Source organism: Edwardsiella ictaluri ATCC 33202, from assembly GCF_000264785.1.
Taxonomy (GTDB): Bacteria; Pseudomonadota; Gammaproteobacteria; order Enterobacterales; family Enterobacteriaceae; genus Edwardsiella; species Edwardsiella ictaluri.
In genome coordinates, this window is the sequence record NZ_AFJI01000054.1 from 98,705 (window position 1) to 125,471 (window position 26,767).

Below are 26,767 nucleotides of genomic sequence, written 5' to 3' on the forward strand. Positions count from 1 at the left end.
GAGTACGGCGCTGATCTGCGCCGGGACCTTCGACGGCCGCGCGTTGAAGCTGGTGATCTGGGGCGGTCTGAATAGCCTCGGTAGGGTCTGGCGCTGCAGGTGGCCTGGCTGAGCCATTTGCGCGCCCAGCGGTCGATCAATATGGCTGTCGGCGGAGTTATGTGGTTTATTGCGCGATCGTTGGTGCGTCAATGACCGGCTATGTAGGGAATATCCGATTCACGTCGCGCCATAGGCGCGCTATGCTAACAGCACATTCGTCGGCGATCGGTCGGCGGGATAGGGTTGGACCTTAGGGTCTGGCGCATGACAGAGGGGAAGCCCCTGGCAACGTAGTAGTGAACCGGAGGATAACCATGAAATTAACAGTATTGGCCTTGGCTGCAATGATGGGTGTCGGTGGCATGGCCGCCAGTGTTCAGGCGGCGGAGGTCCCAGAGGGGCCGCACGTAGTGACATCGGGTACCGCCAGCGTGGATGCCGTTCCCGACATGGCTACCCTGACCTTTCAGGTTAACGCCAGCGCTAAAGATGCCGCCGTTGCCAAGTCTCAGGTCGATCAGCGGGTAGCCAAATATTTTGACTTTTTGAAGCGTAACGGCATCGACCCGCAGGATATCAGCGCCGCCAATCTGTATACCATGCCAGAGTATGAGTATCAGAAAGATGGGAAAAGCCAGCTGAAGGGATACCGTGCCGTGCGTACCGTACAGGTGACGTTGCGTCAGCTGGATAAGCTTAACAGTCTGTTGGACGGGGCGCTGAAGGCCAACCTTAATGAGATCCGCTCTGTCGAGCTGGGCGTTGCCAAGCCTGAGGTGTACCGCGATAAGGCGCGCCAGATGGCGATCAGGAACGCGATATCCCAGGCGGAGTCCCTGGCGCAGGGGTTTGGGGTAACGTTGGGGCCGGTCTATAGCGTCCGTTATCACGTCTCCAACTTCCAGCCGGAGCCGGAGACACGCATGTACGCGGCGGCGCCGTCCGCCAATCAAACCTCGGCGGCACAAACCTATGAGCAGCAGACGATTCACTTCGACGATCGGGTTGAGGTGGTGTTTAACCTGAGTAAATAACGGGCCGATAGTGGGCGGGATCGATTGCCGATCCCGCGTTGCCGCGCGCAGCTCCAGTGTCTAGTCCTGGCGCAGCACGTCGCGGCCGTGGCTTATCAGCGCATCGGTGACCCGCCGCATCAGGCGGCTCTCCGGGGCAAAACGGTGCCAGTACAGCATTCGGCGCTGGACCATGCCCGGCGTCAGATCGATCAGTACTCCTTTGCGCAGCTCGCGCTCAACCTGCAGGTGCGGCAGCATACAGCAGGTAGTGCCCTGCAGCGCCAGCTGTACAAACGCTTCGGATGAGTTAACGATATGACAGGGTACGCTGCCCGGCGGCAGTTCGAAGTTTTGCTGTAGGAAAGCCTGATGCATGTCGTCCAGGTGGTCAAAGGCGACCGCTGGCGCTTTCAGTAACGATGAGCGCGTTACCCCGTTGGGGAAGTAGCGGGCGGCAAAGGCGGGGGAGGCGCAGAACAGATAGTCCAGCGCGCCCAGACGATCCACCAGGCAGCTCGGCAGCGGCTGGGGCTGCAGACTCACTGCGCCGACCACTTCACCGCGGCGCAGGCGCTCCTGGGTGCGGCTTTCGTCTTCGACCTGCAGATTCAGGCGCAGCGGTGAGTCGGCCAGCACTGGCTTCAGGGCCGGCAGCAGCCAGGTCGCCAGACTGTCGGCGTTGACTGCCAGCGACAGTAGCAGCGGACCATCGCTGCTGTTGTCATTACCCAGCCACTCCTCCTCCAGCAGTTCGACCTGGTGCAGCAGCGCCAGCAGGCGCTGTCCCTGCTCGGTAGGGCGCGGCGGCACGGTACGTACCAGCAGCGGCTGGCCAAACAGGTTTTCCAGTTGCTTGATGCGTTGGGAGACCGCCGACTGCGTGATGCAAAGTTTTTGAGCAGCGCGCTCAAAACCACGTTCGCGGATGACGGCGTCCAGTGCCTGCAAGGTCCGGTAGTCCGGGCGTTTCATTATGGTATCTGTCCCCTTGGTTCCATTTTTGTTATGTATAAACGTTATTGCTCACGTCGGGAATACGGCGCGCATGGTCCGCCCTAGGCGGAGGGCCCTATTCAGGCTCCGCATGGCGGCTGGAGGCGCTACCGCAATATGCCACATTTTGGCGGGCGTCGCGGAGAAAATACGCGGGTGAAACGGGAAAAAAACAGAGAGCAGGCGTAAATTTACGCCGCTGTTGTGGGGTATTTATGCGCGCTGCTCTATAATAACGCACACGTTTTCGTAGCAAAGTCCATAGGATACGGTATGACGCAGGATGAATTGAAAAAAGCAGTGGGCTGGGCAGCGCTGAAGTATGTGCGCCCTGGGACCATTGTCGGGGTAGGCACCGGCTCCACCGCCTCACACTTTATTGATGCGCTGGCGACCATGAAGGGCCAGATCGAGGGTGCGGTCTCCAGCTCTGATGCCTCCACCGCCAGGCTGAAAAGCCTGGGGATCCCGGTCTTTGACCTCAATGAGGTGGATTCGCTGGATATCTATGTGGATGGGGCCGATGAGATCAACGGCGCCATGCAGATGATCAAGGGCGGCGGCGCCGCGCTGACACGTGAGAAGATCGTGGCGGCGGTGGCCAAGAAGTTCGTCTGTATCGTCGATGCCTCTAAACAGGTCGATATTCTGGGTAGCTTCCCGCTACCGGTCGAGGTGATCCCGATGGCGCGCGCCTATGTTGCCCGTGAGCTGGTGAAGCTGGGCGGGCAGCCGGTGTATCGTCAGGGCGTACTGACCGACAATGGCAACGTGATCCTGGATGTACACAACCTGCAGATCATGGAGCCGTGCAAACTGGAGAACGCCATTAACGCCATCGCCGGCGTCGTGACGGTGGGGCTGTTTGCCAACCGCGGTGCCGACGTTGCGCTGGTCGGCTGCGCGGATGGCGTCAAAACGCTGACCCTATAATCGCCTCTGGGTGCCCCGCCGTTGCGGGGCGCTGTGCCTGCGGCGGACATTTTTTTCTGCTGTGGTGAAATTCGGTGACATCTATCACAGAGTTTAGCCGATTCAATTTTTCCCGCTGATACATTCCGTCTTATTAATATTTTTTACCAGTTTATGCCTATTGCGCTATCGGCGTGACGATGTTTATCGCCCGCCCATCGCTTGTCGCGAGTGTAATTTTTGTTATGTTGATAAAGCGGCGTTGCGCAGTGGTGGACGCTCAATGCCGTAGCTGGTGCACAGGAACCGCACATTTGCACACCATTTCCTTTCGGACAGTAGGGCAGATCATGGCAAAAGTTTCTTTGGACAAGGACAGAATTAAGTTTTTGCTGGTGGAGGGGGTGCATCAAAGCGCCGTCGATACGTTGCGCGCCGCCGGTTATAACAATATTGAATACCATAAGGGAGCGTTGGATGACGATGCGCTGCGCGAGGCGATCCGCGATGCCCATTTTATCGGTCTGCGCTCGCGCACCCAACTGAGTGAGGCGATGTTTTCCGCGGCGGAAAAGCTGGTGGCGGTGGGCTGCTTTTGTATCGGGACCAATCAGGTCGATCTGGCTGCGGCGCAGCGCCGCGGTGTCCCGGTGTTCAACGCGCCGTTTTCCAACACCCGCTCGGTGGCGGAGATGGTGCTGGGAGAGATCCTGCTGCTGCTGCGCAATATCCCGCAGGCCAATGCGTGCGCCCACCGCGGTGAGTGGAGCAAGCAGGCGGTGGGCTGCTATGAGGCACGCGGTAAGAAGCTGGGGATCATCGGCTATGGCCACATCGGCACGCAGCTGGGGATCCTGGCGGAGGGGATCGGAATGGATGTCTATTTCCATGACATCGAAGGTAAGCTGCCGCTGGGTAACGCGAAGCAGGTGCGCCATCTTTCCGAATTGCTGAATATGAGCGATGTGGTATCACTGCATGTGCCGGAGACGCCGTCCACCCGCAATATGGTTGGTGAGGCGGAGCTGGCGAGGATGAAACCCGGCGCGATTCTGATCAATGCTGCGCGCGGTACGGTGGTGGATATCGATGCGCTGTGTCAGGCGCTGGAGACCCGCCACTTGGGCGGTGCGGCGATCGATGTCTTTCCGACAGAGCCGGCAACCAACAGCGATCCCTTTACCTCTCCGCTGTGCCGCTTCGACAACGTGCTGCTGACGCCGCACATCGGCGGTTCGACCCAGGAGGCCCAGCAAAATATCGGCGTTGAGGTGGCAGGAAAGTTGGCGAAGTACTCCGACAACGGTTCGACCCTGTCGGCGGTGAACTTTCCGCAGGTCTCCCTGCCGATGCATGAGGATCACGTCAGCCGTCTGCTGCATACCCATGAAAACCGCCCGGGGATGCTGAATGCCATCAACCAGATTTTTGCCGAAGAGGGGGTGAATATTGCGGCCCAGTATCTGCAGACCACCCCAACCATCGGCTATGTGGTGATCGACGTGGAAACGGAGACCGAGCGTGCGGAGGCTGCGCTACAGCGCATGCGCGAGATCCCCGGTACCGTGCGGGCCCGTCTGCTGTACTAAGCGGCGCCGGCGTCTGGCCAGCGGTAGTGGGCCTGCGGGGTGATGATCTCTGGCAGCGGCACGTCCCAGGCGGCAACGGGCAGGGCTGCGACGCGCTGACAGTCGTGGGCCAGACCGATGGGGTAGGGGCCGACGCCGAGGCGGTGGCGTTGCTGCCACCCCTGCAGAGTGCGATCGTAAAAGCCACCGCCCATGCCAAGCCGGTGTCCCTGCCGGTCAAAGGCCACCAGCGGAGTCAGGATCAGATCCAGCCGGGCCAGGGGAATAATCCGGGTGACGTCCAGGTACGGCTCGGCGATACCAAAGCGGTTGTGGCACATCGGAGTATCCGGGGTATATTCCAGAAACAGCAGGTGGCCGGAGCTGAACGGATGCAAACGCGGCAGAGCGATCCGGTGGCCGCGTTGCCACAGGGCGTGGATCAGCGGTTGGGTATCCGGCTCGCCGTCAAAGGGTAAATAGAGCGCGATATGTCGCGGCTGGCTCAGCTGTGGCAGCATCAGCAGATGATCTTTGAGCGCAAGGGCGGCCTGATACTGCTGATTGTGGGAAAGCGAACGGCGCAGCGTACGCAGACGATGACGGAGCTGATGACGGGAAGATAACGCAGGTTCCTGGGACATGGAGGTGACTCTGACAGCAGGACTGGCGTTTTAGGGAATCTCCGAGGTGCCGTAACAGGCTGTAACCCTTGAACCCGGGGTTCAAGGTGAACATAACGTCACAACTTTAAGGCTTCTCGGAGACCGAGCCTGCTCACCGGTTGTGGAGCGTTACATTCTTAAGGTTTGAAATATCGGCTCAGGGGACTGGCCCGTGCACGAACACCTCAGAGAAATTTGAAATCTTGCTGCTTTGTTACTGTTTATACTAACACAACTTTTGCTTTGTGGAACGACTTTCTTTGTAAATATTGTTGTATAATCAGTAAGTTAATTTTTACTCAAAAGAAGTTCCGGGACGCTCGGTAATGCGTCCTTGCTCCAGCAACGCCTGTTCTATCGTCTGCTGCAGCATGCGGATCCGTTGCTCCATATTGGCGGCATAATCGCGGGTTTTCAACCGCTCTTGCGCCAGTTCGTGACATACGTTCAATGCCGCGATAAAGACCAACTGCTCCGTGTTGGTGACTCTAGTGCGAACTTTCAGATCTTGCAACCGCTGATTTAGATCCTCTGCAGCCTGGTTTAAGGCATCCAGTTGTTCGGGCGGACAATTAACACGCAGTGCGCGGCCAAAAATTTGAATATCTACCGGTTGTGCAGACATACTATCTTCCTGCTAGGTTTTGCGCCGCGTTCCACTGTAGAACGCTGTGGGCGCTAACTATATATACCCCGCTATGCAGTGACAAGCCCTCTGCTTGCGATACGGCCCTTTCTGGTATAGCGACTCATCTTGGTGGTAGCATAACATGAACTTTATCAGTCAACGATGAGCAATACGTATGTCTACAGAGAATAGCCCGACGGATTACGCCACCCTGACACAGGTTCTGCAACAGCAGGGCGTGGCGTTGACCGCCGCTGAAATGCACGGATTGCTCAGCGGTCTGCTGTGCGGTGGCAACCGCGATGACAGTTGGTTGACGCTGGTGCACGATTTGACCAACGAGGGTATGGCGTTTTCACAGCACCTGTCGCAGCCGCTACAGGTGCTGTATGGGCAGACGCGCAGCGCGCTGGAGGGCGGCGAGTTCGCATTCCAACTGTTGCTGCCGGGAGAGGATGACGCCTCGGTATTCGCCCGTGCCGATGCGCTGGCTGGCTGGGTGAACCATTTCCTGCTGGGGCTGGGTATGATGCAGACTAAGCTGGGACAGGTTAAAGGCGACGTGGGTGAGTCCATCGACGATCTGCGCAACATCGCTCAGCTGGGCTACGATGAGGATGAAGATCAGGAGACGCTGGCCCACTCTCTGGAGGAGGTGGCGGAGTATGTCCGGATGGCCGCCATGCTGTGTCACGGCGAGTTCAGCTGTAGCGGGGGGCCGGCGTCCGATACCCCGCGTCTGCATTGATCGACGCGGCTTGATGGATGACCGGCGGGACCGTTGTGGGTGCCGTCGGCGGAGCACCGCCGCTGTGGATATGTATTGATCGTGCGCATTTATTGCGGAATACGGCCTGGACCTATCCCGTTTTAATAACCGGTTTGTATTATGGAGACAGGGTGCAGCTGCCCTGCCGTTTGACCCGCCTATTGTCAGGAGATGGATATGACCCCGCAAGAGTATCAGCGTCGCCGTCAGGCGCTGCTGGCCAGAATGCAACCGGGCAGCGCCGCGCTGTTTTTCTCGGCTCCGGTCCGCTGTCGTAATGCTGAAAACGAATACCCCTATCGCCAGAACAGCGATTTCTGGTACCTGTGCGGATTCGATGAGCCGGAGGCGCTGCTGGTGCTGATCAAAAGCGCCGACAACCATAGCCACAGCGTGCTGTTCAATCGGGTTCGCGACGTCACGGCAGAAGTTTGGTTTGGTCGTCGTCTGGGACAGGAGGCGGCGCCGACTCGGCTGAATATCGATCGCGCTCTGCCGTACGGCGACGTAGAGGAGCAGCTGCCGTTACTGCTCAACGGTCTGGATGTGGTGTATCACGCGCAGGGCATGTATGACTTCGCTGATGCGATGATCTTTTCCGCGCTGGAGACGCTGCGCGGCGGCGCCCGCCAGAGCCTGCGCGCGCCCGCGACCCTGACGGACTGGCGCCCCTGGGTACATGAGATGCGTCTGTTTAAGTCGGCGGAGGAGATCGCCGTAATGCGACGCGCCGCTGAGATCACTGCGCTGGGCCATATCCGGGCGATGGAGAAGTGCCGCCCGGGGATGTATGAGTATCAGCTGGAGGGTGAGCTGCTGCACGAGTTTAACCGACATGGCGCGCGGTCCCCCTCTTTTAATACCATTGTGGGCAGCGGTGGGAACGCCTGTATCCTGCATTACACTGAAAATGAAAGTGAAATGAAAGAGGGTGATCTGGTGCTGGTGGATGCCGGTGCCGAGTTCCGCCACTATGCCGGCGATGTTACCCGAACCTTCCCGGTCAGTGGCCGCTTTAGCGACCCCCAGCGCCAGATTTATCAGCTGGTGCTGGCATCAATGGAGGCGGGGCTTACCCATTACCGCCCCGGCAGCAGTCTGCGTGAGGCCCAGGAGGCCACGGTGCGGGTGATGGTGACCGGCCTGGTGGCGTTGGGGATACTGCAGGGAGAGGTCGATCAGCTGATCGCAGAGCAGAAGTATCGGGCGTTCTTTATGCACGGTCTCGGACACTGGCTGGGGCTGGATGTTCATGACGTTGGCGACTATACGACACCGGCACGCGATCGTACGCTGGAGCCGGGAATGGTGTTGACCTGTGAGCCGGGGCTGTATATTGCGCCCGATGCCGATGTGCCGCCGATCTATCGTGGCATCGGGGTACGGATTGAGGATGATGTGCTGATCACCGAGGCGGGCTGCGAGATCCTGACCGAGGGCGTCGTGAAATCGGTCGAGGCGATCGAAGCCCTGATGGCGGCGGCGCGGGCGCGGGAATGAGCATCATCATCGCCGGCGGTGGCATGGCGGGCGCGACGCTGGCGTTGGCGCTGTCGGCGCTGAGTGGCGGGCGTTGTGCGGTAACGCTGGTGGAGGCGCTCGCCCCCGGCGCCGATGCGCATCCCGGCTTTGACGCCCGCGCCATTGCGCTGGCCCACGGTACCTGTCAACAGCTGGCGCAGATTGGCGTCTGGCCGGCGTTGGCCTCCTGCGCGACCGCCATTCGTCAGGTGCAGATAAGCGACCGCGGCCACGGCGGAGCGTTGTGGCTGGACGCCGACGCGTACGATCTCCCCGCGTTGGGGCAGGTGATCCCGTTGCATCAGGCTGGCGCCCGCCTGTTTCAGCTGCTGGCATCGGCGCCGGGCGTGACGCTGTTCTGTCCGGCGACGCTGGCGCGGGTGGAGCGTCGCGTCGACGGCGTGACGGCCTGGCTGGAGGATGGTCGTTGCTTACAGGGACGGCTATTGGTGGCCGCCGATGGCGCCTCGTCGCCTCTGGCACAGATGTGCGGCATGCGGTGGCACAGCGAGGCCTATGAGCAGACGGCGCTGATCGCCACACTGGCCAGCAGCGAGGCGCACCGTGGACGCGCCTTTGAGCGTTTTACGCCGGATGGGCCGCTGGCGCTGCTGCCGATGGCGGAGGAGCGGAGCTCACTGGTCTGGTGCCTGCCGCCGGTGCAGGCGACGCAGGTCGCCCGGTGGGATACGCCGACGTTTCTCCACCGCCTGCAGCAGGCCTTTGGCTGGCGTCTGGGGCGTTTTACGCACTGCGGTCGGCGTGATAGCTATCCGTTGACCCTGCGTCGGGCGCATGGGCATATCGGCCACCGTTTGGCGCTGGTTGGCAATGCGGCGCAGACGCTGCACCCGATTGCCGGTCAAGGTTTTAACCTGGGACTGCGTGATGTGATGACGCTGGCAGAGACCTTGAATGATGCGCTGCGGCGCGGAGACGATCCCGGCGCCTATCGGACGCTGGCGCGCTATCAGGGGCGGCGTCAGCCTGACTGCGGGGCGACCATTGCGTTGACCGACGGTTTGGTGCGGCTGTTCGCCAACCGCCTGCCGTCGCTGGCGCTCGGGCGTAATCTGGGACTGATGGCGCTGGCGCTGACACCGTCGCTGCACACGCCGCTGGTGCGGCGCCTGCTGGGTCAGGTTGCCCGCTAGACGGCCGTTTCTGGGGAAACAGGAAGCTATGCAATCATTCGATATTATTGTTGCCGGTGGCGGTATGGTCGGTCTGGCGCTGGCTAACGCCCTTTCCGGCAGCGGGTTGCGCATTGCCGTGCTGGAGCAGCGCTCACCGACGCAGGCGCCGGAGGGTGTGCTGCGGGTGTCTGCGCTGAATATTGCCAGTGAACGTCTGTTACAGCAGCTTGGTGTCTGGCCTCAGGTCCTGGCGCAGGGCGCTGCGCCCTGTCGCGGCATGGCGGTATGGGAGGCGGACAGCTTTGGCCGCATTGCCTTTGATGCTGCGGACTATGGGCATCTCCACCTGGGCCACATCGTGGAAAACCAGACGGTACAGATGGCGCTGTGGCAGCGGGCCGGGCAGGATAAAGGGATCACCCTGATGACGCCGGCGGCCATTGCGCAGGTGGCCTGGGGAGAGAATGAGGCGTTTGTGACGTTGGATAACGGGACGATGCTCAGTGCCCGGCTGTTGGTCGGCGCCGATGGTGCCCACTCGGCCCTGCGCCGTCAGGCCGACGTGCCGCTGACGTTCTGGGACTACCAGCATCACGCGCTGGTGGCGACGATCCGCTGTGAGCAGCCCCATGACCATATCGCGCGTCAGATCTTTCGCCCGCAGGGGATCCTGGCTTTTTTACCGCTGCAGGATCCCAGACTGTGCTCTATCGTCTGGTCGCTGCCGCCGCAAGAGGCGCAGCGCATGTCCGAGGCCGCGCCGCCGCTTTTTGAGCGAGCGCTGACCATCGCGTTCGATCATCGGCTTGGCCGCTGCCAGTGCGTCGGTGAGCGGGCGCTGTTTCCCTTGCAGGGACGTTATGCCCGCAGCTTTGCCGGACATCGCTTGGCCCTGATGGGGGATGCGGCACACACCGTACATCCGCTGGCCGGCCAGGGGGTTAATCTGGGGCTGATGGATGCTGCAGAGCTGGCGGGGGAGCTGCGTCGCCTGCAGACCCAGGGCAAGGACATCGGACATCATCTGTATCTGCGCCGCTACGAGCGTCGGCGCAAGCTCAGCGCCGCCGTGATGCTGGCGGCGATGCAGGGGTTCCGCGATCTGTTTGCCGGTACCAACCCGGCGAAGAAGCTGCTGCGTGACCTGGGGCTGACGCTGGCCGATCGCCTGCCGGGGGTGAAGCCCCAGTTGGTACGCCACGCCATGGGCTTGACGGATCTACCTGTGCTGCTGCGGGCGGCACAGCCGGACGAATAAATGCTGGACGGCTCACCCGCGGATGTTCTCTGCGGGTGAAATATTCTAATCCTACCCCCACAGTTTGAATTAGTTTTTCTTATCCCTCCGTTTTTTATCTCTGCTGTTTTCTGCTTCCCTGAATCAGTTTAGGTTATATATAAGCAATGAAAATGCAGCAATTATGTTAATTTTGTGCTGCTGTGCGCATTTTTTTAGCAAAATATTCCGCATTATCATCGTATCCTCCCGGCTGGGTTAGTGTGTGTTACACCTATTTTATCTTATGGTTAATCTCCTGTTTCAGTGATACTGTCGGGTTGAGAGATATCGATTGCGCGTCGTGGAGGGGCCACGGCGGCGTGGGCGCGGTGGTGTACGGCCGCATACTCAGTCGGGGACGATAATGACAAAACAGACGGTGCTTTATGATCAGCATGTGGCCGAAGGGGCGCGCATGGTGGATTTCCATGGCTGGATGATGCCGCTGCACTATGGCTCCCAGCTGGAGGAGCACCATGCGGTGCGCAGCGACGCCGGTATGTTTGATGTTTCCCATATGACCATCGTGGATCTGCATGGCGTCAGGGTGCGGGACTTTCTGCGCCATTTGTTGGCCAACGATGTGGCACGCCTGACGCAGCCGGGTAAGGCGCTGTACAGCGCAATGCTGAACGCCAGCGGCGGGGTGATCGACGATCTGATCGTCTACTTTATGGCGGATCATCATTTTCGGCTGGTAGTTAACTCGGCGACCCGTGAGCGGGATTTAGCCTGGATCGGCGAACATGCGCCCGCCTTTGGCGTGGAGATATGCGAGCGTCGCGACCTGGCGCTGATTGCGGTACAGGGGCCAACGGCCCGCCAGCGGGTAGATGCGCTGCTGACGCCGGCGCAGCGTCAGATGGTCGCCGGGATGAAACCCTTCTTTGGCCGTCAGGTGGGATCGCTGTTTATCGCCACCACCGGCTACACCGGGGAGGATGGCTATGAAATAGCCCTGCCGCAGGATGAGGCGGTGGCCTTCTGGCAGCAGCTGGTGCAGGCGGGTATCAGGCCCTGTGGGCTGGCCGCCCGTGACACACTGCGCCTGGAGGCAGGAATGAACCTGTATGGTCAGGAGATGGATGAGCAGATCTCGCCGCTGGCGGCCAACATGGGCTGGACCATCGCCTGGGCGCCGCCGGAGCGTGATTTTATTGGCCGGGCGGCGCTGGAGCGTCAGCAGAGCCAGCATCCCGAGCAGCTGGTCGGTCTGGTGATGCGGGAGAAGGGGGTGCTGCGGGCGGGCATGACGATCCGTTGCCGCGATGGGCAGGGAGACCCTTGCCTGGGGACGATCACCAGCGGATCGTTTTCACCGACGCTGGGGTGCAGCATTGCGCTGGCGCGGGTACCGCAGGGGATCGGGGGTGAGGCGTGGGTCGAGATCCGCGGTCGTGAGCTGGCGCTCAGCGTGGTGAAACCGGGCTTTGTCCGTCACGGCCACAGCCTGATCCCACCCGCCGATGCGACGGCAGTAGGCAACTAACCAAGTGAAGCAACACATCATTCCAGGAGAGGGTGGCGATGAGTAATGTGCCGACAGAGTTGAAGTATACCGCGTCCCATGAGTGGGTACGCGCAGAGGAAAACGGGGTATTTTGCGTTGGGATCACCGACCATGCCCAGAGTTTGCTGGGCGATATGGTGTTTGTGGATTTGCCTGAGGTGGGGGCGCATATCGACACCGGTGCGGAGTGCGCCGTGGCTGAGTCGGTCAAGGCGGCATCGGATATCTATAGCCCGCTGGCGGGAGAGATCGTGGCCATAAACGGTTCTCTGGAGGAGGCGCCGGAACAGGTCAATGCGGCGCCCTATGATGAGGGCTGGCTGTTCCGCATCCGGGCTGACGATCCTGCCGAGTTTGCGGCGCTGCTCAGCGCCGAAGGGTATCTGGCCGCGCTGGACGAATAAGCGCGTGACCGCCGGGCCGCCTCAGTGGCGGCCTTTTGGTATGATTTGCCGGGCGCCGGGCTGCGGCGCAATCCAGGAATGCGTAAGCTATGACTCAGACTCTTACCCAGCTTGAAAACAGTGATGCTTTTATTGCCCGCCATATTGGCCCCACGCCGGAGGAGCAGCAGCAGATGCTGGCGCAGATTGGCGCAGCGGATCTCGATACGCTGCTGGCGCGCATCGTTCCGGCGGATATTCAGCTGCCCGCCGCGCCGCCCATCGGTGCCGCCTGCAGTGAGCAGCAGGCGCTGGACGAACTGCGGGCGATCGCTGCCCAAAACCAATGCTACAGATCGTTTATCGGCATGGGCTATTACGGCGTGCAGACACCGCCGGCCATCCAGCGCAACATGCTGGAGAACCCTGGCTGGTATACCGCCTATACGCCCTATCAGCCCGAAGTATCCCAGGGGCGTCTGGAGGCGCTGCTTAACTTTCAGCAGATGACCCTGGATCTGACCGGGTTGGATCTCGCCTCGGCGTCGCTGCTTGATGAGGCGACCGCCGCCGCCGAGGCGATGGGGCTGGCGCGACGTGCCAGCCGCCTTAAGCAGGCCAATACGTTCTTTATCGCGCAGGATGTGCATCCACAGACCATCGATGTGGTCTGCACCCGGGCACAGAGCTGCGGGGTTGAGGTGATTATCGATGACGCCCGGCGGGCAGCGGATCACCGCGATCTGTTTGGGGTTCTGCTGCAGCAGGTCGGCACGCAGGGCGATCTGCATGACTATCGCGCGCTGATGGACTCCCTGCGCGAGCGCGGCGTGATCACCTGTATGGCAGCCGATCCGCTGGCACTGGTGCTGCTGGAGGCGCCGGGGCGTCAGGGGGCCGACGTGGTGTTTGGCTCCGCTCAGCGTTTTGGCGTACCGATGGGCTACGGTGGCCCCCATGCCGCCTTCTTTGCCTGTCGCGAGGCGTTTAAGCGCGCCATGCCGGGGCGGATTATCGGTGTCGCGCGCGATGCCGCCGGGGAGCCGGCCCTGCGTATGGCGATGCAGACGCGTGAACAGCATATCCGGCGGGAAAAGGCCAACTCCAACATCTGTACTTCGCAGGTGCTGCTGGCCAATATCGCCGGTATGTATGCGGTGTATCACGGTCCGCAGGGGCTGCGGCGCATTGCCGAACGGGTTCATCGTCTGGCCGATATTCTGGCGCTTGGGCTGCAGCAAAAGGGGGTGACGCTGCGCAACCACTGCTGGTTCGACACCCTGACAGTGGCGGTGCCCGACAAGGGGGCGGTGCTGGCGAGGGCTCTTGGCTTTGGCATCAACCTGCGCGGCGATCTGGATGGGGCGGTCGGCATCAGCTTTGACGAGTGCAGCACGCGTGACGATCTGGAGGCACTGTTTACCATCCTGCTTGGCGACGGCCACGCGCTGGATATCGATACCCTGGATACGCTGGTGCAGGAGGCCTGCGAGGGCAGTATTCCGGCGGCGCTGCTGCGCCGCGAGCCGATCCTGACGCATCCGGTGTTCAACCGCTATCACAGCGAAACCGCCCTGATGCGCTATATGCACGCGCTGGAGCGGCGCGATCTGGCGCTGAATCAGGCGATGATCCCGTTGGGCTCCTGTACCATGAAGCTGAACGCCGCTGCCGAGATGATCCCGATCACCTGGCCTGAATTCGCCGCGCTGCACCCGTTCTGTCCGCCAGAGCAGGCGCAGGGCTACCGGCTTCTGCTGAGCCAGCTGGCGGAGTGGCTGGTACAGCTGACGGGATATGACGCCGTCTGCCTGCAGCCCAACTCCGGCGCTCAGGGGGAGTATGCCGGTCTGCTGGCGATCCGCCGCTATCATGAAAGCCGGGGCGAGGGGCAACGTACCCGCTGCCTGATCCCGGCCTCGGCCCACGGCACCAACCCGGCCTCGGCGCAGATGGCCGGGATGGAGGTCGAGGTGGTGGCATGTGATGAGCAGGGCAATATCGATCTGCACGACCTGCGTGAGCGGGCGCGGCAGGCGGGGGAGCGCCTGGCGGCGATTATGGTGACCTACCCCTCGACCCACGGCGTATATGAGGAGACTATCCGCGAGGTGTGCCAGATAGTGCACCAGTACGGTGGTCAGGTGTACCTGGACGGCGCCAATATGAACGCACAGGTCGGGATCACCACACCCGGCTATATCGGCGCCGATGTTTCGCACCTGAATCTGCATAAAACCTTCGCCATCCCACACGGCGGTGGCGGGCCGGGAATGGGGCCAATCGGCGTCAAGGCTCACCTGGCACCCTTTGTTCCCGGCCACCGGGTGGTACAGCTGGCCGGTCTGACCACCCGTCAGGGGGCGGTCAGTGCCGCACCGTTCGGCAGCGCATCCATTCTGCCCATCAGCTGGATGTATATCCGCATGATGGGGGCTGAAGGGCTGCGCCGCGCCAGCACGGTGGCGATCCTTAACGCCAACTATATCGCTCGCCGTCTTGGCGCGGTCTACCCGGTGCTGTACCGCGGGAAGGAGGGCTATGTGGCCCATGAGTGTATCCTGGATCTGCGCCCGCTGAAGGCGCGCAGCGGCATCAGTGAAATGGATATCGCCAAGCGTCTGATCGACTATGGCTTCCACGCACCGACCATGTCCTTCCCGGTCGCCGGGACGCTGATGGTCGAGCCGACGGAGTCGGAGAATAAGGCTGAGCTGGATCGCTTTATCGCCGCCATGCTGGCCATTCACGATGAGATCACGCGCGTCGAGACCGGTGAGTGGCCGCTGCAGGATAACCCGTTGGTTAATGCGCCCCATACCCAACGTGAGCTGGTGGGGGAGTGGCATCACCCCTATGGGCGGGAGCTGGCGGTGTTTCCCACGCCGCAGACGCGGGAGAATAAGTACTGGCCGGCGGTAAAGCGCCTGGACGATGTCTATGGCGATCGCCATCTGCAGTGCTCCTGCCCACCGCTGAGCGACTGGGCGTAGGTTATCTCACGCGGGCGGGCGATCGGTGACGGTCGCCCGTCTCCTTTTTTGCGTATGCCCAAGGTGCCGTATCGACGGCGCACTCCCTGCTCCCCGGGACGCTCCCGCGTTTTATGAATACTTTACGCATGAAATATTCTAATTAATAATCCGGCAGTTGGTGAGCGGAATCTCTGGTTCTTTTTTATTATAAGTTAATTAAAATCAAAGTGTTGTATTTTTATTGCCTGTTATTACTTGCACTAATCATCACTTTTATTCATGCGTTGATCGGCAATTTCCCCAGATGGTCAGGGGGATAAAGTGTGATAGAGTTCTCATCGTTAAATGTTGCCATTGTGGAGAGGCGTTTTCTCCGCCCGCCGGCAGCGTACCGCTCCCGCGTTTATCCGGTTTATGTTACCGCGCCCGTTTGCCGGGCGACGGCGGCATGCTATTTCCGTTTAGACGCCTAATACACCGACAGGCAAAAATAAAAACGGGTAATGTCAGGTATGGAACTTTTGGCACAGTGTGTGAACCGCATCAATAGTCTGTTGTGGAATGAGCTATTGATTTTTTTACTCTGCGGCACGGGGATCTATTACACCCTGCGTCTGGGCTTTATTCAGATCCGTCATTTCGGCTCCGGCTTTCGCGCGCTGTTTGGTGGTATGTCTCTGTCCGGCGATAAGGCGGACAAACAGGGGATGAGCTCATTTCAGGCGGTCGCCACGGCGATTGCAGGCCAGGTAGGTACCGGGAACCTGGCCGGTCCGGCAACGGCGATCGTCGCCGGTGGCCCGGGTGCTATTTTTTGGATGTGGGTCTCCTCATTCCTGGGCATGGCGACGATTTATGCCGAGGCCATTCTGGCGCAGAAATATAAGTCTTTTGATAAACAGGGACACGTTGTCGGCGGCCCGGCTTATTACATTGAGAAAGGACTGAACTGTAAATGGCTGGCCGCGCTGTTTTCTGTGCTGATTATTTTTGCACTGGGCTTTATCGGTAATATGGTGCAGTCCAACTCGATCGCCGCCGCCTTTGAGGGCTCACTGGGTGTTCCGGGCTGGATCGTCGGAGTGGTTCTGGCCGTGCTGACCGGCGGGGTTATCATGGGTGGGCTGCGCAGTATCGCCTCCTTCACGGAGAAGGTGGTACCGACCATGGCGGTATTCTATCTGATCGGTGCGCTGCTGATCCTGGGCCTGAACGCCCACTATATTCTGCCGGCGTTCAAGGCTATCTTCGTAGCGGCGTTCAACCCACAGGCGGTACTGGGCGGCGGTGCGGGGATCGCTATCCAGCAGGCGATGCGTTTCGGTATTGCCCGCGGCCTGTTCTCGAACGAGGCCGGGATGGGGTCAACGCCGCATGCCCATGCGGTGGCCAAGGTAAAGCACCCGGAGCAGCAGGGCTTTATTGCCATGATGGGGGTATTTGTGGTGTGCGTGATCGTCACTCTGACGGCGCTGGTGATCATCACTTCTGGAATGGCAATGTGGCAGCAGGGCGGGCAGGCGCAGGCCTCTTTCCTCGGCGTATTTTCAGGCCAGGGGATTGCCGTGACCCAGCAGGCATACTCCTATTTTTATGGCCACTTTGGCAGCCTGTTTATTTCCGCCTCACTGTTCTTCTTCGCGTTCTCAACCATCATTGGCTGGTACTACTATGCGGAGACCAACGTTCGCTATCTGTTTAACTCACAGAAAGCGGTGCGGGTGTATCAGATGTTGGTGGTCGCCTTTATCTTTATCGCCTCTTTCTTCCACGTGGAGCTGGTGTGGAATATGGCCGATATGTTCAATGGCCTGATGGTGCTGCCGAACCTCGCCGCGCTGTTGCTGTTGTCGCCGGTGGTGATCCGCCTGACCCGGGAAATCGGCCAGCGCCGTGACGACAGTGCAGTCACCGAAGGCGAATGATGTGGGTAGAGTGAGCATGACGGCGGCAGGGGACTCTCCCCTGCCGCCGTTTTACTTAGAGGTATAGATAGATAGCGAAGAAGTGACAGGCGCTGCCGCCGAGGACAAAGGTATGCCAGATAGCGTGGTTGTAGGGAATACGCTTGCAGACGTAGAAGATAACCCCCAGGGTATACACGATCCCCCCCAACGCCAGCAGCGCGATCCCCGCGCCGGAGAGGCGCATCGCCAGCTGATAGATAACGATCAGCGAGAGCCAGCCCATGGTTAGATAGGTGATCAACGAGACGATCTTAAAGCGGTGGGCGAAGGCCAGCTTAAACAGGATCCCCAGCAGAGCCAGTATCCAAATCACCGCCATCAGTCCGCGCGCCAGCGGTGAATCCAGCCCAACCAGTAAAAAGGGGGTATAGGTTCCGGCGATCAGCAGATAGATGGCGCAGTGGTCAAAGACTTTAAGCCAGCGCTTGGCTGCCCGGTTAGGGATGGCGTGGTAGAGGGTTGAGGCCAGAAACAGCAGTACCATACTGCCGCCGTACAGGCTATAGCTGGTAATGGCCATCGCGCTGGCACCGTTGCCGATAGCCTGTAGCAGCAGCAGGACCAGCCCGACGATCCCCAGAATAAAACCGATGCCGTGGCTGATGCTATTGGCGACCTCTTCGGTCAGAGAGTATCCCGGTTGCAGCGGGGAAGCGGTTGTCATCATCGTATGATCTCACGCAGGGAAGCCTGACCCGCGACGGGCTTAAGTAAGCCGGAGGAAACGTCTCCCAACGCGAGGTCATTCCACCAGTGAAGGAATGGCCTAGAGTAGCTGAGAATAATTCCAGTGTACACGTGTAAGCTAAAAAACGTTGTCGCGTGCAGTCATATAGCGGGAGGTAATGTGCTTAAAATAACAAATAGTCACTTTAAGTATTACTTTTGCAACAGCGGATCGCCGTCGTCAGGAGCATCTTTCTCCGTTGCGTGAGGGATTTTCGGGGTGAATAGTTATCTTATTGAATTTATTGGAGTGTTTTTTAACCAAAAAAGAAATATTCTGCACGGAACGTCTCCAACTTATTAATTTGAAAAGAATCTCAATTAATGTATTATTCCTGCGTAAATTTTCTCCGCAATCGTGAACGCAATCGATTACGCTTTTAAAAAACTCTTACTTGATCACAGATTTCTGTATCCGCTTATTTCTATAATGCGCCAGGCCAACGAGCGGGCGTTCGTGCGAGTGATGGCTGATTTGTGGCGATGTTGACATATTGTCGTTGTCTCCCTCTGTGTGGGGAGCTTTTTAAGGTAAGTGGCACTCATATGAAAAAAACAATTTTAGCTGCGGGCGCTCTGCTGTCCTGTCTCTCCACCAGCGTCACGGCAACGGCGGCGGACAATAATGGCGAGTATCTTTCCGACTGGTGGCACCAGAGCGTTAACGTGGTGGGGAGCTACCATACCCGCTTTGGGCCGTTCCGTAACAATGATGTATATCTGGAGTATGAAGCCTTTGCCAAGAAGGACTGGTTCGATTTTTATGGCTATGTAGATGTCCCGAAGTTCTTCGGTACCGGCAACACGGTCGATAAAGGGATCTGGGATAAAGGCTCCCCGTTGTTTATGGAGATTGAGCCGCGTTTCTCTATCGATAAGCTGACCGGTCTGAACCTGGGCTTTGGTCCATTCAAAGAGTGGTACTTCGCGAACGACTATGTCTTTGACATGGGACGTAACAGCGATAGCCGCCAGAATACGTGGTATATGGGTCTGGGGACCGACATTGATACCGGTCTGCCGATGAGCCTGTCGCTGAACGTGTATGGCAAGTACCAGTGGGAAAACTACGGTGCGGCCAACGAAAACAGCTGGGACGGCTACCGGGTGAAGGTGAAGTACTTCGTGCCGTTGACCGAGCTGTGGGGCGGCAATCTGAACTATATCGGCTTCACCAACTTTGATTTCGGCTCCCGTCTGGGCGATAAATCCGGGGTCGGTAGCAACGGCAACCAGCTTCGCTCCAATAACTCTATCGCTTCCAGCCATATTCTGGCACTGAACTACACCCATTGGCACTACTCCGTGGTGGCCCGTTACTTCCATAACGGTGGCCAGTGGAAAGCGGGTGCTGCACTGGGCGAAGATCTGCATCCGACCGGCTGGGGCTACTACCTGGTGGTGGGGTACAACTTCTGATTCCACGCCATGTCTGTATCAAGGCCCCGCTGCGACGGGGCCTTTTTCATGGATCCAAAAGAGGAAGACGTGCAGGAACACGAGCCGTTTTTCTGTGCCGTGTTTTGCGCCATGATGTCGGGACTGTGCGGCGAACTTTTCTGGCCTAAGGAGCTATCATCATGACCCGACACCTCAGCAAGGATACCCAACTGTGCATGTCACTGGCGGCACGCCCGGGTAACTTCGGCACCCGTTTTCATAACTATCTGTATGACGCGCTGGATCTGGATTATCTGTATAAGGCCTTTACCACCCGCGATATTATCGCCGCCATCGGCGGCGTCAGGGCGCTGGGTATCCGCGGCTGCGCTATCTCCATGCCGTTTAAAGAGGCGGTGATCCCGCTGGTGGATGAGATGGATGCCTCGGCAGCCGGGATCGGATCGGTGAATACCCTCGTTAATACGGATGGCTGGTTGAAGGCCTATAACACCGACTATATCGCCATTGCCCAGCTGTTGCGTCAGTATGCACTCGATCCCGCCATGACCTTTGCCCTGCACGGCAGCGGCGGCATGGCCAAGGCGGTCGCCTGCGCGCTGCGGGACGCGGGGTTTACCCGTGGCTATATCGTGGCGAAAAATGCCGAGTCCGGTCAGCATCTGGCCGCGCAGTATGGCTATACCTGGTGCCGAGAGCTGCCGGTGCAGACGCCCGTCGATCTGCTGATCAACGCCACGCCGGTGGGGATGCTCGGCGGTGAGTTTGCCGGCGCGCTGTCATTTCATCCTGCGCGTATCGTGCAGGCCCACGCGGTATTCGAGGTGGTGGCCATACCAATAGCGACGCCGCTGGTTCAGGCGGCACGGGCAGCGGGTAAAACGGTGATCACCGGGGCGGAGGTGTTTGCCATTCAGGCGGTGGAGCAGTTTGTCCTGTATACCGGCATTCGCCCGGAGCATGGACTGTTTTTGCAGGCCGCGGCCCACGCCCGGGGCGAGTGACGCCCGACCACGGACGTCGCTGTGGCGGGCGTGGCGGGAATCACTCCTGCTGATCGGTGCTATAGGGCAGGGGCGACAGTGTCAGCTGGCTCCGCGCGTCGTCGCGTACCCGCAGTACGCTGTCAGCCGGGAGATCGCTGCTCAGCACCGCCTGCAGATAGACGCCTCCGTCAGCCAGCCGCTGTGCCGCCAGTACCGTGCCGCTGCGTCGCCAGCTGTCGCCCAGACGCAGCTCCAGATCTTCGCTGGCGTGCGGCAGTCGCTCTGCGCTACCGCGCAGCCAGAACAGCGCCCGTCGGTTGGCGCCGCGGTATTTGGCGCGCGCCACCATCTCCTGACCGCTGTAGCATCCCTTGGTAAACGAGATCCCGCCCAGCGCTTGCAGGTTTACAGCTTGGGGCAGGAAGCTATCGCAGTTGGGCTCATCGATGAGTGGGATCCCGGATTCAATATCCAGCGCCAGCCACTGGGCGCTGTCCGCCAGACGTGCACGTGCGGACAGCGGGGCGAAGATCCGTTCTGCTTCATCCGCATCATCGCAGATCAGCAGGTAGCGCGGCTGCGGCCAGGCCATATAGAGCAGATGGCTACGGCCAGCCTGCAGCAGCGGCGCGTCGGCGTCCGGCAGCCGTGGAAAGAGTGCGCCGAGGGCTTCGCTTGCCTGTGCACCGGCGACCCCCAGCAGCACCGCCCCCTCGTCGCTGACGATGCTGGCCTTGGCAAATACCGCATACTTTTTCAGCTCCAGCATCTGCAGGGTGGCTACGCTACGGCGCAGCAGGTAGGTGAAGCCATCACGGCGACGCAGCAGACGCAGGCTGCTCCACAGCTTGCCTTGGGCATCGCAGTGGCCGCACAGCGTATGCTGCGTGGCGGCCAGCGATGGCAGGTCGGCGGTAAGCTGCCCCTGCAGGTAGCTTTGCGCATCCGGGCCACTGACGTTAATCGGCAGCCAGTCATCCAACCGCATCAGGGTCAGGGGAAGGTGCTCTGCGGCCAGAGGTGGCTGCGGGGAGAAGGGGGCATTAAGGTTCATGAGAGTTCCCTGTAAGGTCATACCGGACGTAGTGACCATGGTAAGAAAGGTCGCCTACAATGCCAATGGTTAATTGCGCTCGATGCGGCCACGTTCAGAACCGGGTGCTCTCGGCATTCGGTATTGCATAACACATTGCAAACCCTAAATAAAAAAAGCACGTATAACAAATATTATCCGCGGAAAACAGGGCAAAATATGACAGAGTATTAAGGGATTTTCTAAATCAAAAGGGTTTTCGCGCTAGAATAGAGTCAGATTAGCGCGGGATTCTGCCAGCGATGTCGGCGTGTGGGTCTGCGTCCCGTCAGTTACCAAATAGAAACCGAAACCGGAGTGGATGAGTCATGGATATCAATAATAAAGCGCGGGTTCACTGGGCGTGCCGCCGCGGAATGCGTGAGCTGGATATCGCCATTATGCCTTTCTTTGAACATGAGTATGATGCGCTTAACGATGCCGATAAACAGACCTTTGTCCGACTGCTGTCCTGTGACGATCCTGAACTATTTAAATGGCTGATGAACCAGGGTAAGCCGGACGATACCGATCTGGCCCGTATGATTACGCTGATTCAGACGCGAAATAAAGAACGTGGCCCTTTGGCGCTGTAATGTTCACGCCTCCTGGCGTACCCAGGTGATGTTTCTGCTGGGGCATGGCGCGCTGGTATTGGCGATCCTGTTGGCGCCCTGGCCGGAAAACTACAGCGTATTCTGGCTGATTCTGCTGGTTGCGGTGATCTTTGAGTGTATCCGCAGCCAGCGTCTGATTGCGCGTAACAGCGGTGAGCTACAGCGGCTGGCCCCACAGGTATGGCACTGGCAGCTGCGCGAGTGGCGCCTGGCCCGGCGCCCCTGGGTTAGCGATCTGGGAGCGTTGCTGATCCTGCAGAGTACCCATGGCACGCCGTGCCGCCGTCGTCTGTGGCTGGCGGCCGACAGCATGAGCCGCGAAGAGTGGGGGCAGCTGCGCCGCGCGCTGCTCGATACGGGCGACGATCGCGTATAGCGGGTCACAGCACCGTCGTCGTCGCTACAGCAGCCCGGCCGTCTCCAGCATGATTTGCTGGCACCAGCGCTGGAGCCGCGCCTCACTGAGATCGAACTGATTAACCTCGTCCAGTGCCAGCCCGGTAAACAGACGTCCGTCGTCCAGCGTTGCCCGTGATGCGGTGAACGCATAGCCTGCCGTCGACCAGTAGCCGATCGGGCGGGCACCGAGCGTCAGCAGACGATCGTGCAGCATGCCGAGCGCGTCCTGAAACCATTCTCCGTAACCCTGCTGATCGCCCATGCCGTACAGCGCGACGATTTTTCCCGGCAGTGGCGGCAGTGCGTCCCACGCGGTTTGCCAATCCTCCTGCAACTCACCGAAGTCCCAGGTGGGGATCCCCATGATCAGCATGTCGTACCCTGCCATCAGTGCGGGCGGGGTGTCGCGGATGTTGTGCAGGGTGACCAGATCGGCGCCCAGAATGTCACGGATTCTCTCCGCGGCCATCTCGGTGTAGCAGGTGCTGGAGCCATAAAAAAGACCGATTTTCATTGTGCATTTGCCATGGTTGTCCAAGCGGATACGGGCAGTGTAACAGATTTGAAACCACTGACCGCATCCTGTAGGCTGGCCGTCGATAAGGCGCCGCACGCAACATGCTGCGTGCAGGCGGAATACCATACAGCGATACCATGGGTAAGGAGCAGGGGTGCACGAGCAGGATCAGGCGTTGATCGAACAATTTTTGGATGCGCTGTGGCTGGAGAAGAATCTGGCGGAGAATACCCTGGCCTCCTATCGTCAGGATCTGCGCACGCTGGCCGAATGGCTGGCCTGTCACGATCTTACTCTGCTGACGGCGGCGCACGGCGATCTGCAGGACTTCTTTGCCCAACGTATGGATGGGGGCTATAAGGCGTCCAGCTCGGCCCGTCTGCTCAGCGCGCTGCGCCGCTGTTACCAGTATCTGTACCGGGAGACGCTGCGCGGAGACGATCCGAGCGCGTTGCTGGCCTCGCCCAAACTGCCGCAACGGTTGCCGAAAGATCTTTCTGAAGCCCAGGTGGATGCCCTGCTGCAGGCGCCCTCCATTGATACGCCGCTGGAGCTGCGTGATAAGGCGATGCTGGAGCTGCTGTACGCCACCGGCCTGCGGGTGTCCGAACTGGTGGGGCTGGCGCAGGAGGATATCAGCCTGCGTCAGGGCGTGGTACGGGTGATCGGCAAAGGCAATAAAGAGCGCCTGGTTCCCCTTGGGGAGGAGGCTATCTACTGGATTGAGTACTATCTGGAGTATGGCCGTCCGTGGCTGGTGAACGGCCAGACGGTAGCGGCGCTGTTTCCCAGCAATCGCGCCCGCCAGATGACGCGCCAGACTTTCTGGCATCGGATTAAGCACTATGCTGTCCTGGCGGGGATCGATGGGGATCGCCTGTCACCGCACGTGCTGCGCCATGCGTTTGCCACCCATCTGTTGAACCATGGCGCGGATTTACGTGTCGTACAGATGCTTTTGGGGCACAGCGATCTTTCTACTACCCAGATTTATACCCATGTAGCGACAGAGCGTCTGCGACAGCTACATCAACAGCATCATCCCCGCGCCTGAGCGGAGGGCAATTCAAAGGAATTCATTATGAAGAAAAGCGTGATTTGGTTGGCATTACTGGCGGCGTCCGTCAGCGGCCTGGCCCGGGCAGATGATGCCGCGATCCAGCAGTCGCTGAAAAAGCTGGGGATCCAGCAGGCGCAGATTCAGGCGTCACCGGTGGCCGGTCTGAAGACGGTCTTCAGCGAAGGCGGCGTGCTGTATGTTACGGACGATGGCAAGCATATCCTGCAGGGGCCAATGTATGACGTCAGCGGCGCGGTGCCGGAGAACGTGACCAATCAGCTGCTGATGAAGCGCCTGGACAAGCTGGCTCCGGAGATGATCGTCTATAAGGCGCCGAAGCAGAAGTATGTGATCACCGTCTTTACCGATATTACCTGCGGCTACTGCCATAAGCTGCACTCCCAGATTAAGGAGTACAACGATCTGGGGATCACCGTGCGCTATCTCGCCTTCCCGCGTCAGGGGCCGGACTCCAAGGCAGAGAAGGATATGCAGTCTATCTGGTGCATGGCGGATCGCCGTAAAGCCTTTGACGATGCGCTGAAGGGGGAGACGATTTCACCAGCGACCTGTGATGTGAACATCAAGTCTCACTATGCGCTGGGCGTGCAGTTTGGCATTCAGGGTACACCGGCGATCGTGTTGAGCAACGGAATGGTGATCCCCGGCTATCAGGGGCCGAAAGAGATGCTGGCGATGCTGGATGCCCAGGCTCAGATGAGCCAGAAGAAAGGTTAATGTTTTGACGATGAAGACACGGCTTTGCCGGCGAGAGGCGACGGCGGAGAGCCAGCTGCCGGACGGGATACCGCCGTTGCTGCGCCGTCTGTACGGTAACCGCGGCGTGTGTAGCGCCGCTGAACTGGAGCGCGGGGTAAAGGGGCTGCTGTCGTATCAACAGCTGAATGGCATTGAGCGTGCGGTGGTGCTGCTGCAGGAGGCGCTGGCGCAGCGTCTGCGTCTGGTGATCGTCGGTGACTTTGATGCGGACGGCGCGACCAGCACCGCACTGTCGGTACTGGCGCTGCGTGCCATGGGCTGCGATAGCGTGCAGCATCTGGTACCTAACCGTTTTGAGGATGGCTATGGCCTTAGCCCGGAGGTGGTCGAACAGGCTGCCACCATGGGGGCAGAGCTGATTATGACCGTGGATAACGGCGTGTCGTCGCATGCCGGGGTTGAGGCGGCCCACGCGCGCGGGATCCGCGTGCTGGTGACCGATCACCACCTACCGGGAGAGACGCTGCCGGCGGCGGAGGCCATCGTCAACCCAAATCTGGCCGACTGCGATTTTCCCTCCAAGTCGCTGGCCGGTGTCGGTGTCGCCTTCTACCTGATGTTGGCGCTGCGTCGTCACCTGGTCGATCAGGGCTGGTTTGAACGGTTGGGGCGTCCTGCGCCCAATCTGGCCGATCTGCTGGATTTGGTGGCGCTGGGCACCGTGGCGGATGTGGTGAGGCTGGATACCAACAACCGTATTCTGGTGTATCAGGGGCTGAGCCGCATTCGCGCCGGGCGCTGTCGTCCGGGGATCCGCGCACTGCTGGAGGTGGCCAAACGCGATGCCCCGCGCCTGACCGCCAGCGATCTTGGTTTTGCCCTGGGGCCGCGGCTGAATGCCGCCGGACGGCTGGACGATATGTCGCTGGGGGTGGCGCTGTTGCTGAGCGATGATATGCCGCAGGCACGTGCGCTGGCCAGCGATTTGGACGCGCTCAACCAGACGCGCCGCGAGATAGAGCAGGGGATGCAGAGCGAGGCACTGGCGATCTGCGCCGGGCTGGAGCGCACCCTGACGCAGCTGCCCTATGGGCTGGCGCTCTACCATCCAGAGTGGCATCAGGGCGTCGTGGGCATTCTGGCCTCGCGCATCAAAGAGCGCTTTTACCGCCCGGTGATCGCCTTTGCTCCGGCCGGAGAGGGTTTACTGAAGGGGTCGGGGCGTTCGCTGCCGGGGCTGCACATGCGCGACGCGCTAGAGCGTCTGGATATGCAGCACCCGGGGCTGATGCAGAAGTTTGGCGGTCATGCGATGGCGGCGGGGCTGACCATTGAGGCGGCGCGCTTTGACGATTTTCGTCATCACTTTGACACGCTGGTGGGTGAATGGCTCGATCCGGCCCAGCTGGAAGGGGTGGTTTGGTCGGATGGGGCGCTGAGCAGCGATGAGCTGACACTGCCGGTGGCGGAACTGCTGCGCGACGGCGGTCCCTGGGGACAGGGCTTCCCGGAGCCGACCTTTGACGGTCAGTTTCGCATCCTACAGCAGCGTCTGGTCGGAGAACGCCATCTTAAGCTGATGCTGGAACCGTTGGGCGGCGGCCCGCTGCTGGACGGCATTGCGTTTAATGTGGATACCACCCTGTGGCCAGACGCCAGCGTGCGTGAGGTGGAGCTGGCCTATCGGCTGGACATTAATGAGTACCGTGGCAATCGCAGTGTACAGTTAATGATCCAACACCTCTGGCCGCGCTGAGGCAGGGTCAGCAAAATCATGTATTGTAGAGGGGTGACGAAAGTTACCCCTCTTGTTTTATTAGCATAATTAATAACTGGGGCGCACAGATTAGTAAATTCGTTGAACTTCCGCGTTAAGTGCCGGATTTTACAGCAACAGTGCGGGAT

Annotated in this window: 24 protein-coding genes, 1 other RNA gene and 1 pseudogene; 19 read left to right on the forward strand and 7 right to left on the reverse strand. The window is 59.8% G+C overall.

The window, feature by feature from the left end; genetic code table 11:
- Positions 1-87: 87 nt before the first annotated feature.
- Together EIEH_RS19685 and EIEH_RS07770 are read left to right on the forward strand one after the other, a co-directional pair.
- A pseudogene (locus EIEH_RS19685) lies at positions 88-195 on the forward strand (arginine transporter); the annotation flags it as partial.
- A gap of 161 nt (positions 196-356) precedes the next feature.
- The gene (locus tag EIEH_RS07770) at positions 357-1,076 is read left to right on the forward strand and encodes an oxidative stress defense protein (RefSeq protein WP_015872574.1); all 720 of its coding nucleotides are present in this window, start codon (positions 357-359) and stop codon (positions 1,074-1,076) included.
- Between the two features lie 60 nt (positions 1,077-1,136).
- On the opposite strand, the gene EIEH_RS07775 is transcribed toward EIEH_RS07770, so the two are convergent.
- Positions 1,137-2,030: a LysR family transcriptional regulator ArgP gene (locus tag EIEH_RS07775; RefSeq protein WP_015872573.1), complete on the reverse strand. Its 894-nt coding sequence runs from the start codon at positions 2,028-2,030 to the stop codon at positions 1,137-1,139.
- Between the two features lie 294 nt (positions 2,031-2,324).
- Between EIEH_RS07775 and rpiA the strand changes: the two genes are divergently transcribed.
- Entirely contained in the window at positions 2,325-2,984 is a 660-nt protein-coding gene (gene rpiA, locus EIEH_RS07780) for a ribose-5-phosphate isomerase RpiA (protein ID WP_015872572.1), read from the forward strand.
- 329 nt (positions 2,985-3,313) lie between these two features.
- On the forward strand, positions 3,314-4,552 hold the full coding sequence (gene serA, locus EIEH_RS07785) for a phosphoglycerate dehydrogenase (protein WP_015872571.1): 1,239 nt from the start codon (positions 3,314-3,316) through the stop codon (positions 4,550-4,552).
- Here the strand turns inward: serA and EIEH_RS07790 are convergent.
- The 3 genes from EIEH_RS07790 to zapA form a co-directional block, all read right to left on the reverse strand.
- Complete coding sequence (locus EIEH_RS07790; protein WP_015872570.1) at positions 4,549-5,175, reverse strand: 5-formyltetrahydrofolate cyclo-ligase; 627 nt, start codon at positions 5,173-5,175, stop codon at positions 4,549-4,551. The genes serA and EIEH_RS07790 overlap by 4 nt on opposite strands.
- A 34-nt stretch (positions 5,176-5,209) precedes the next feature.
- Positions 5,210-5,391: non-coding RNA, 6S RNA (ssrS, locus tag EIEH_RS17585), on the reverse strand.
- 100 nt (positions 5,392-5,491) lie between these two features.
- Positions 5,492-5,821 carry a cell division protein ZapA gene (gene zapA, locus EIEH_RS07795; protein ID WP_005282128.1) on the reverse strand — a complete coding sequence of 110 codons (330 nt, stop codon included), beginning with the start codon at positions 5,819-5,821 and terminating at the stop codon, positions 5,492-5,494.
- 178 nt (positions 5,822-5,999) lie between these two features.
- On the opposite strand from zapA, the gene EIEH_RS07800 reads away from it, so the two are divergent.
- From EIEH_RS07800 to EIEH_RS07835, 8 genes are all read left to right on the forward strand, one after another.
- Positions 6,000-6,572, forward strand: a complete 573-nt coding sequence (locus tag EIEH_RS07800) for a YecA/YgfB family protein (protein WP_015872569.1) — start codon at positions 6,000-6,002, stop codon at positions 6,570-6,572.
- Between the two features lie 198 nt (positions 6,573-6,770).
- Positions 6,771-8,093, forward strand: coding sequence for a Xaa-Pro aminopeptidase (gene pepP / locus EIEH_RS07805; RefSeq protein ID WP_015872568.1), 1,323 nt, complete (start codon positions 6,771-6,773; stop codon positions 8,091-8,093).
- Positions 8,090-9,268, forward strand: a complete 1,179-nt coding sequence (gene ubiH / locus EIEH_RS07810) for a 2-octaprenyl-6-methoxyphenyl hydroxylase (RefSeq protein WP_015872567.1) — start codon at positions 8,090-8,092, stop codon at positions 9,266-9,268. Before pepP ends, ubiH begins: the two co-directional genes overlap by 4 nt.
- Before the next feature lie 28 nt (positions 9,269-9,296).
- Positions 9,297-10,508, forward strand: coding sequence for an FAD-dependent 2-octaprenylphenol hydroxylase (gene ubiI / locus EIEH_RS07815; protein ID WP_015872566.1), 1,212 nt, complete (start codon positions 9,297-9,299; stop codon positions 10,506-10,508).
- Positions 10,509-10,893: 385 nt separating this feature from the next.
- On the forward strand, positions 10,894-12,018 hold the full coding sequence (gene gcvT / locus EIEH_RS07820) for a glycine cleavage system aminomethyltransferase GcvT (protein ID WP_015872565.1): 1,125 nt from the start codon (positions 10,894-10,896) through the stop codon (positions 12,016-12,018).
- Between the two features lie 38 nt (positions 12,019-12,056).
- On the forward strand, positions 12,057-12,443 hold the full coding sequence (gene gcvH / locus EIEH_RS07825) for a glycine cleavage system protein GcvH (RefSeq protein WP_015872564.1): 387 nt from the start codon (positions 12,057-12,059) through the stop codon (positions 12,441-12,443).
- Positions 12,444-12,532: 89 nt separating this feature from the next.
- Entirely contained in the window at positions 12,533-15,415 is a 2,883-nt protein-coding gene (gene gcvP, locus EIEH_RS07830) for an aminomethyl-transferring glycine dehydrogenase (protein WP_015872563.1), read from the forward strand.
- A gap of 494 nt (positions 15,416-15,909) precedes the next feature.
- Positions 15,910-17,322, forward strand: coding sequence for an alanine/glycine:cation symporter family protein (locus tag EIEH_RS07835; RefSeq protein WP_015872562.1), 1,413 nt, complete (start codon positions 15,910-15,912; stop codon positions 17,320-17,322).
- Between the two features lie 55 nt (positions 17,323-17,377).
- On the opposite strand, the gene trhA is transcribed toward EIEH_RS07835, so the two are convergent.
- On the reverse strand, positions 17,378-18,031 hold the full coding sequence (gene trhA / locus EIEH_RS07840) for a PAQR family membrane homeostasis protein TrhA (RefSeq protein WP_015872561.1): 654 nt from the start codon (positions 18,029-18,031) through the stop codon (positions 17,378-17,380).
- Positions 18,032-18,636: 605 nt separating this feature from the next.
- Between trhA and EIEH_RS07845 the strand changes: the two genes are divergently transcribed.
- Positions 18,637-19,509, forward strand: coding sequence for a nucleoside-specific channel-forming protein Tsx (locus tag EIEH_RS07845; RefSeq protein ID WP_015872560.1), 873 nt, complete (start codon positions 18,637-18,639; stop codon positions 19,507-19,509).
- A gap of 161 nt (positions 19,510-19,670) precedes the next feature.
- Positions 19,671-20,495, forward strand: a complete 825-nt coding sequence (locus tag EIEH_RS07850) for a shikimate 5-dehydrogenase (protein ID WP_015872559.1) — start codon at positions 19,671-19,673, stop codon at positions 20,493-20,495.
- Between the two features lie 40 nt (positions 20,496-20,535).
- Here EIEH_RS07850 and ygfZ read toward each other — a convergent pair whose 3' ends face one another.
- A complete protein-coding gene (ygfZ, locus tag EIEH_RS07855) occupies positions 20,536-21,531 on the reverse strand; it encodes a tRNA-modifying protein YgfZ (protein WP_015872558.1) in 996 nt (331 codons plus the stop codon).
- Between the two features lie 347 nt (positions 21,532-21,878).
- Between ygfZ and sdhE the strand changes: the two genes are divergently transcribed.
- Positions 21,879-22,145: an FAD assembly factor SdhE gene (sdhE, locus tag EIEH_RS07860; protein ID WP_015872557.1), complete on the forward strand. Its 267-nt coding sequence runs from the start codon at positions 21,879-21,881 to the stop codon at positions 22,143-22,145.
- Positions 22,126-22,542, forward strand: coding sequence for a protein YgfX (locus EIEH_RS07865; protein WP_015872556.1), 417 nt, complete (start codon positions 22,126-22,128; stop codon positions 22,540-22,542). The genes sdhE and EIEH_RS07865 overlap by 20 nt, the downstream gene beginning before the upstream one ends.
- 24 nt (positions 22,543-22,566) lie before the next feature.
- Here EIEH_RS07865 and fldB read toward each other — a convergent pair whose 3' ends face one another.
- Complete coding sequence (fldB, locus tag EIEH_RS07870) at positions 22,567-23,079, reverse strand: flavodoxin FldB (protein ID WP_015872555.1); 513 nt, start codon at positions 23,077-23,079, stop codon at positions 22,567-22,569.
- A gap of 157 nt (positions 23,080-23,236) precedes the next feature.
- Between fldB and xerD the strand changes: the two genes are divergently transcribed.
- Genes xerD through recJ form a run of 3 tightly spaced genes read left to right on the forward strand, consistent with a single transcriptional unit; the run spans position 23,237 to position 26,618 of the window.
- Complete coding sequence (xerD, locus tag EIEH_RS07875; protein ID WP_015872554.1) at positions 23,237-24,136, forward strand: site-specific tyrosine recombinase XerD; 900 nt, start codon at positions 23,237-23,239, stop codon at positions 24,134-24,136.
- Positions 24,137-24,163: 27 nt separating this feature from the next.
- Complete coding sequence (gene dsbC, locus EIEH_RS07880; RefSeq protein ID WP_015872553.1) at positions 24,164-24,880, forward strand: bifunctional protein-disulfide isomerase/oxidoreductase DsbC; 717 nt, start codon at positions 24,164-24,166, stop codon at positions 24,878-24,880.
- A 4-nt stretch (positions 24,881-24,884) separates the two neighbouring features.
- Entirely contained in the window at positions 24,885-26,618 is a 1,734-nt protein-coding gene (gene recJ / locus EIEH_RS07885) for a single-stranded-DNA-specific exonuclease RecJ (RefSeq protein WP_015872552.1), read from the forward strand.
- Positions 26,619-26,767 lie beyond the last annotated feature (149 nt).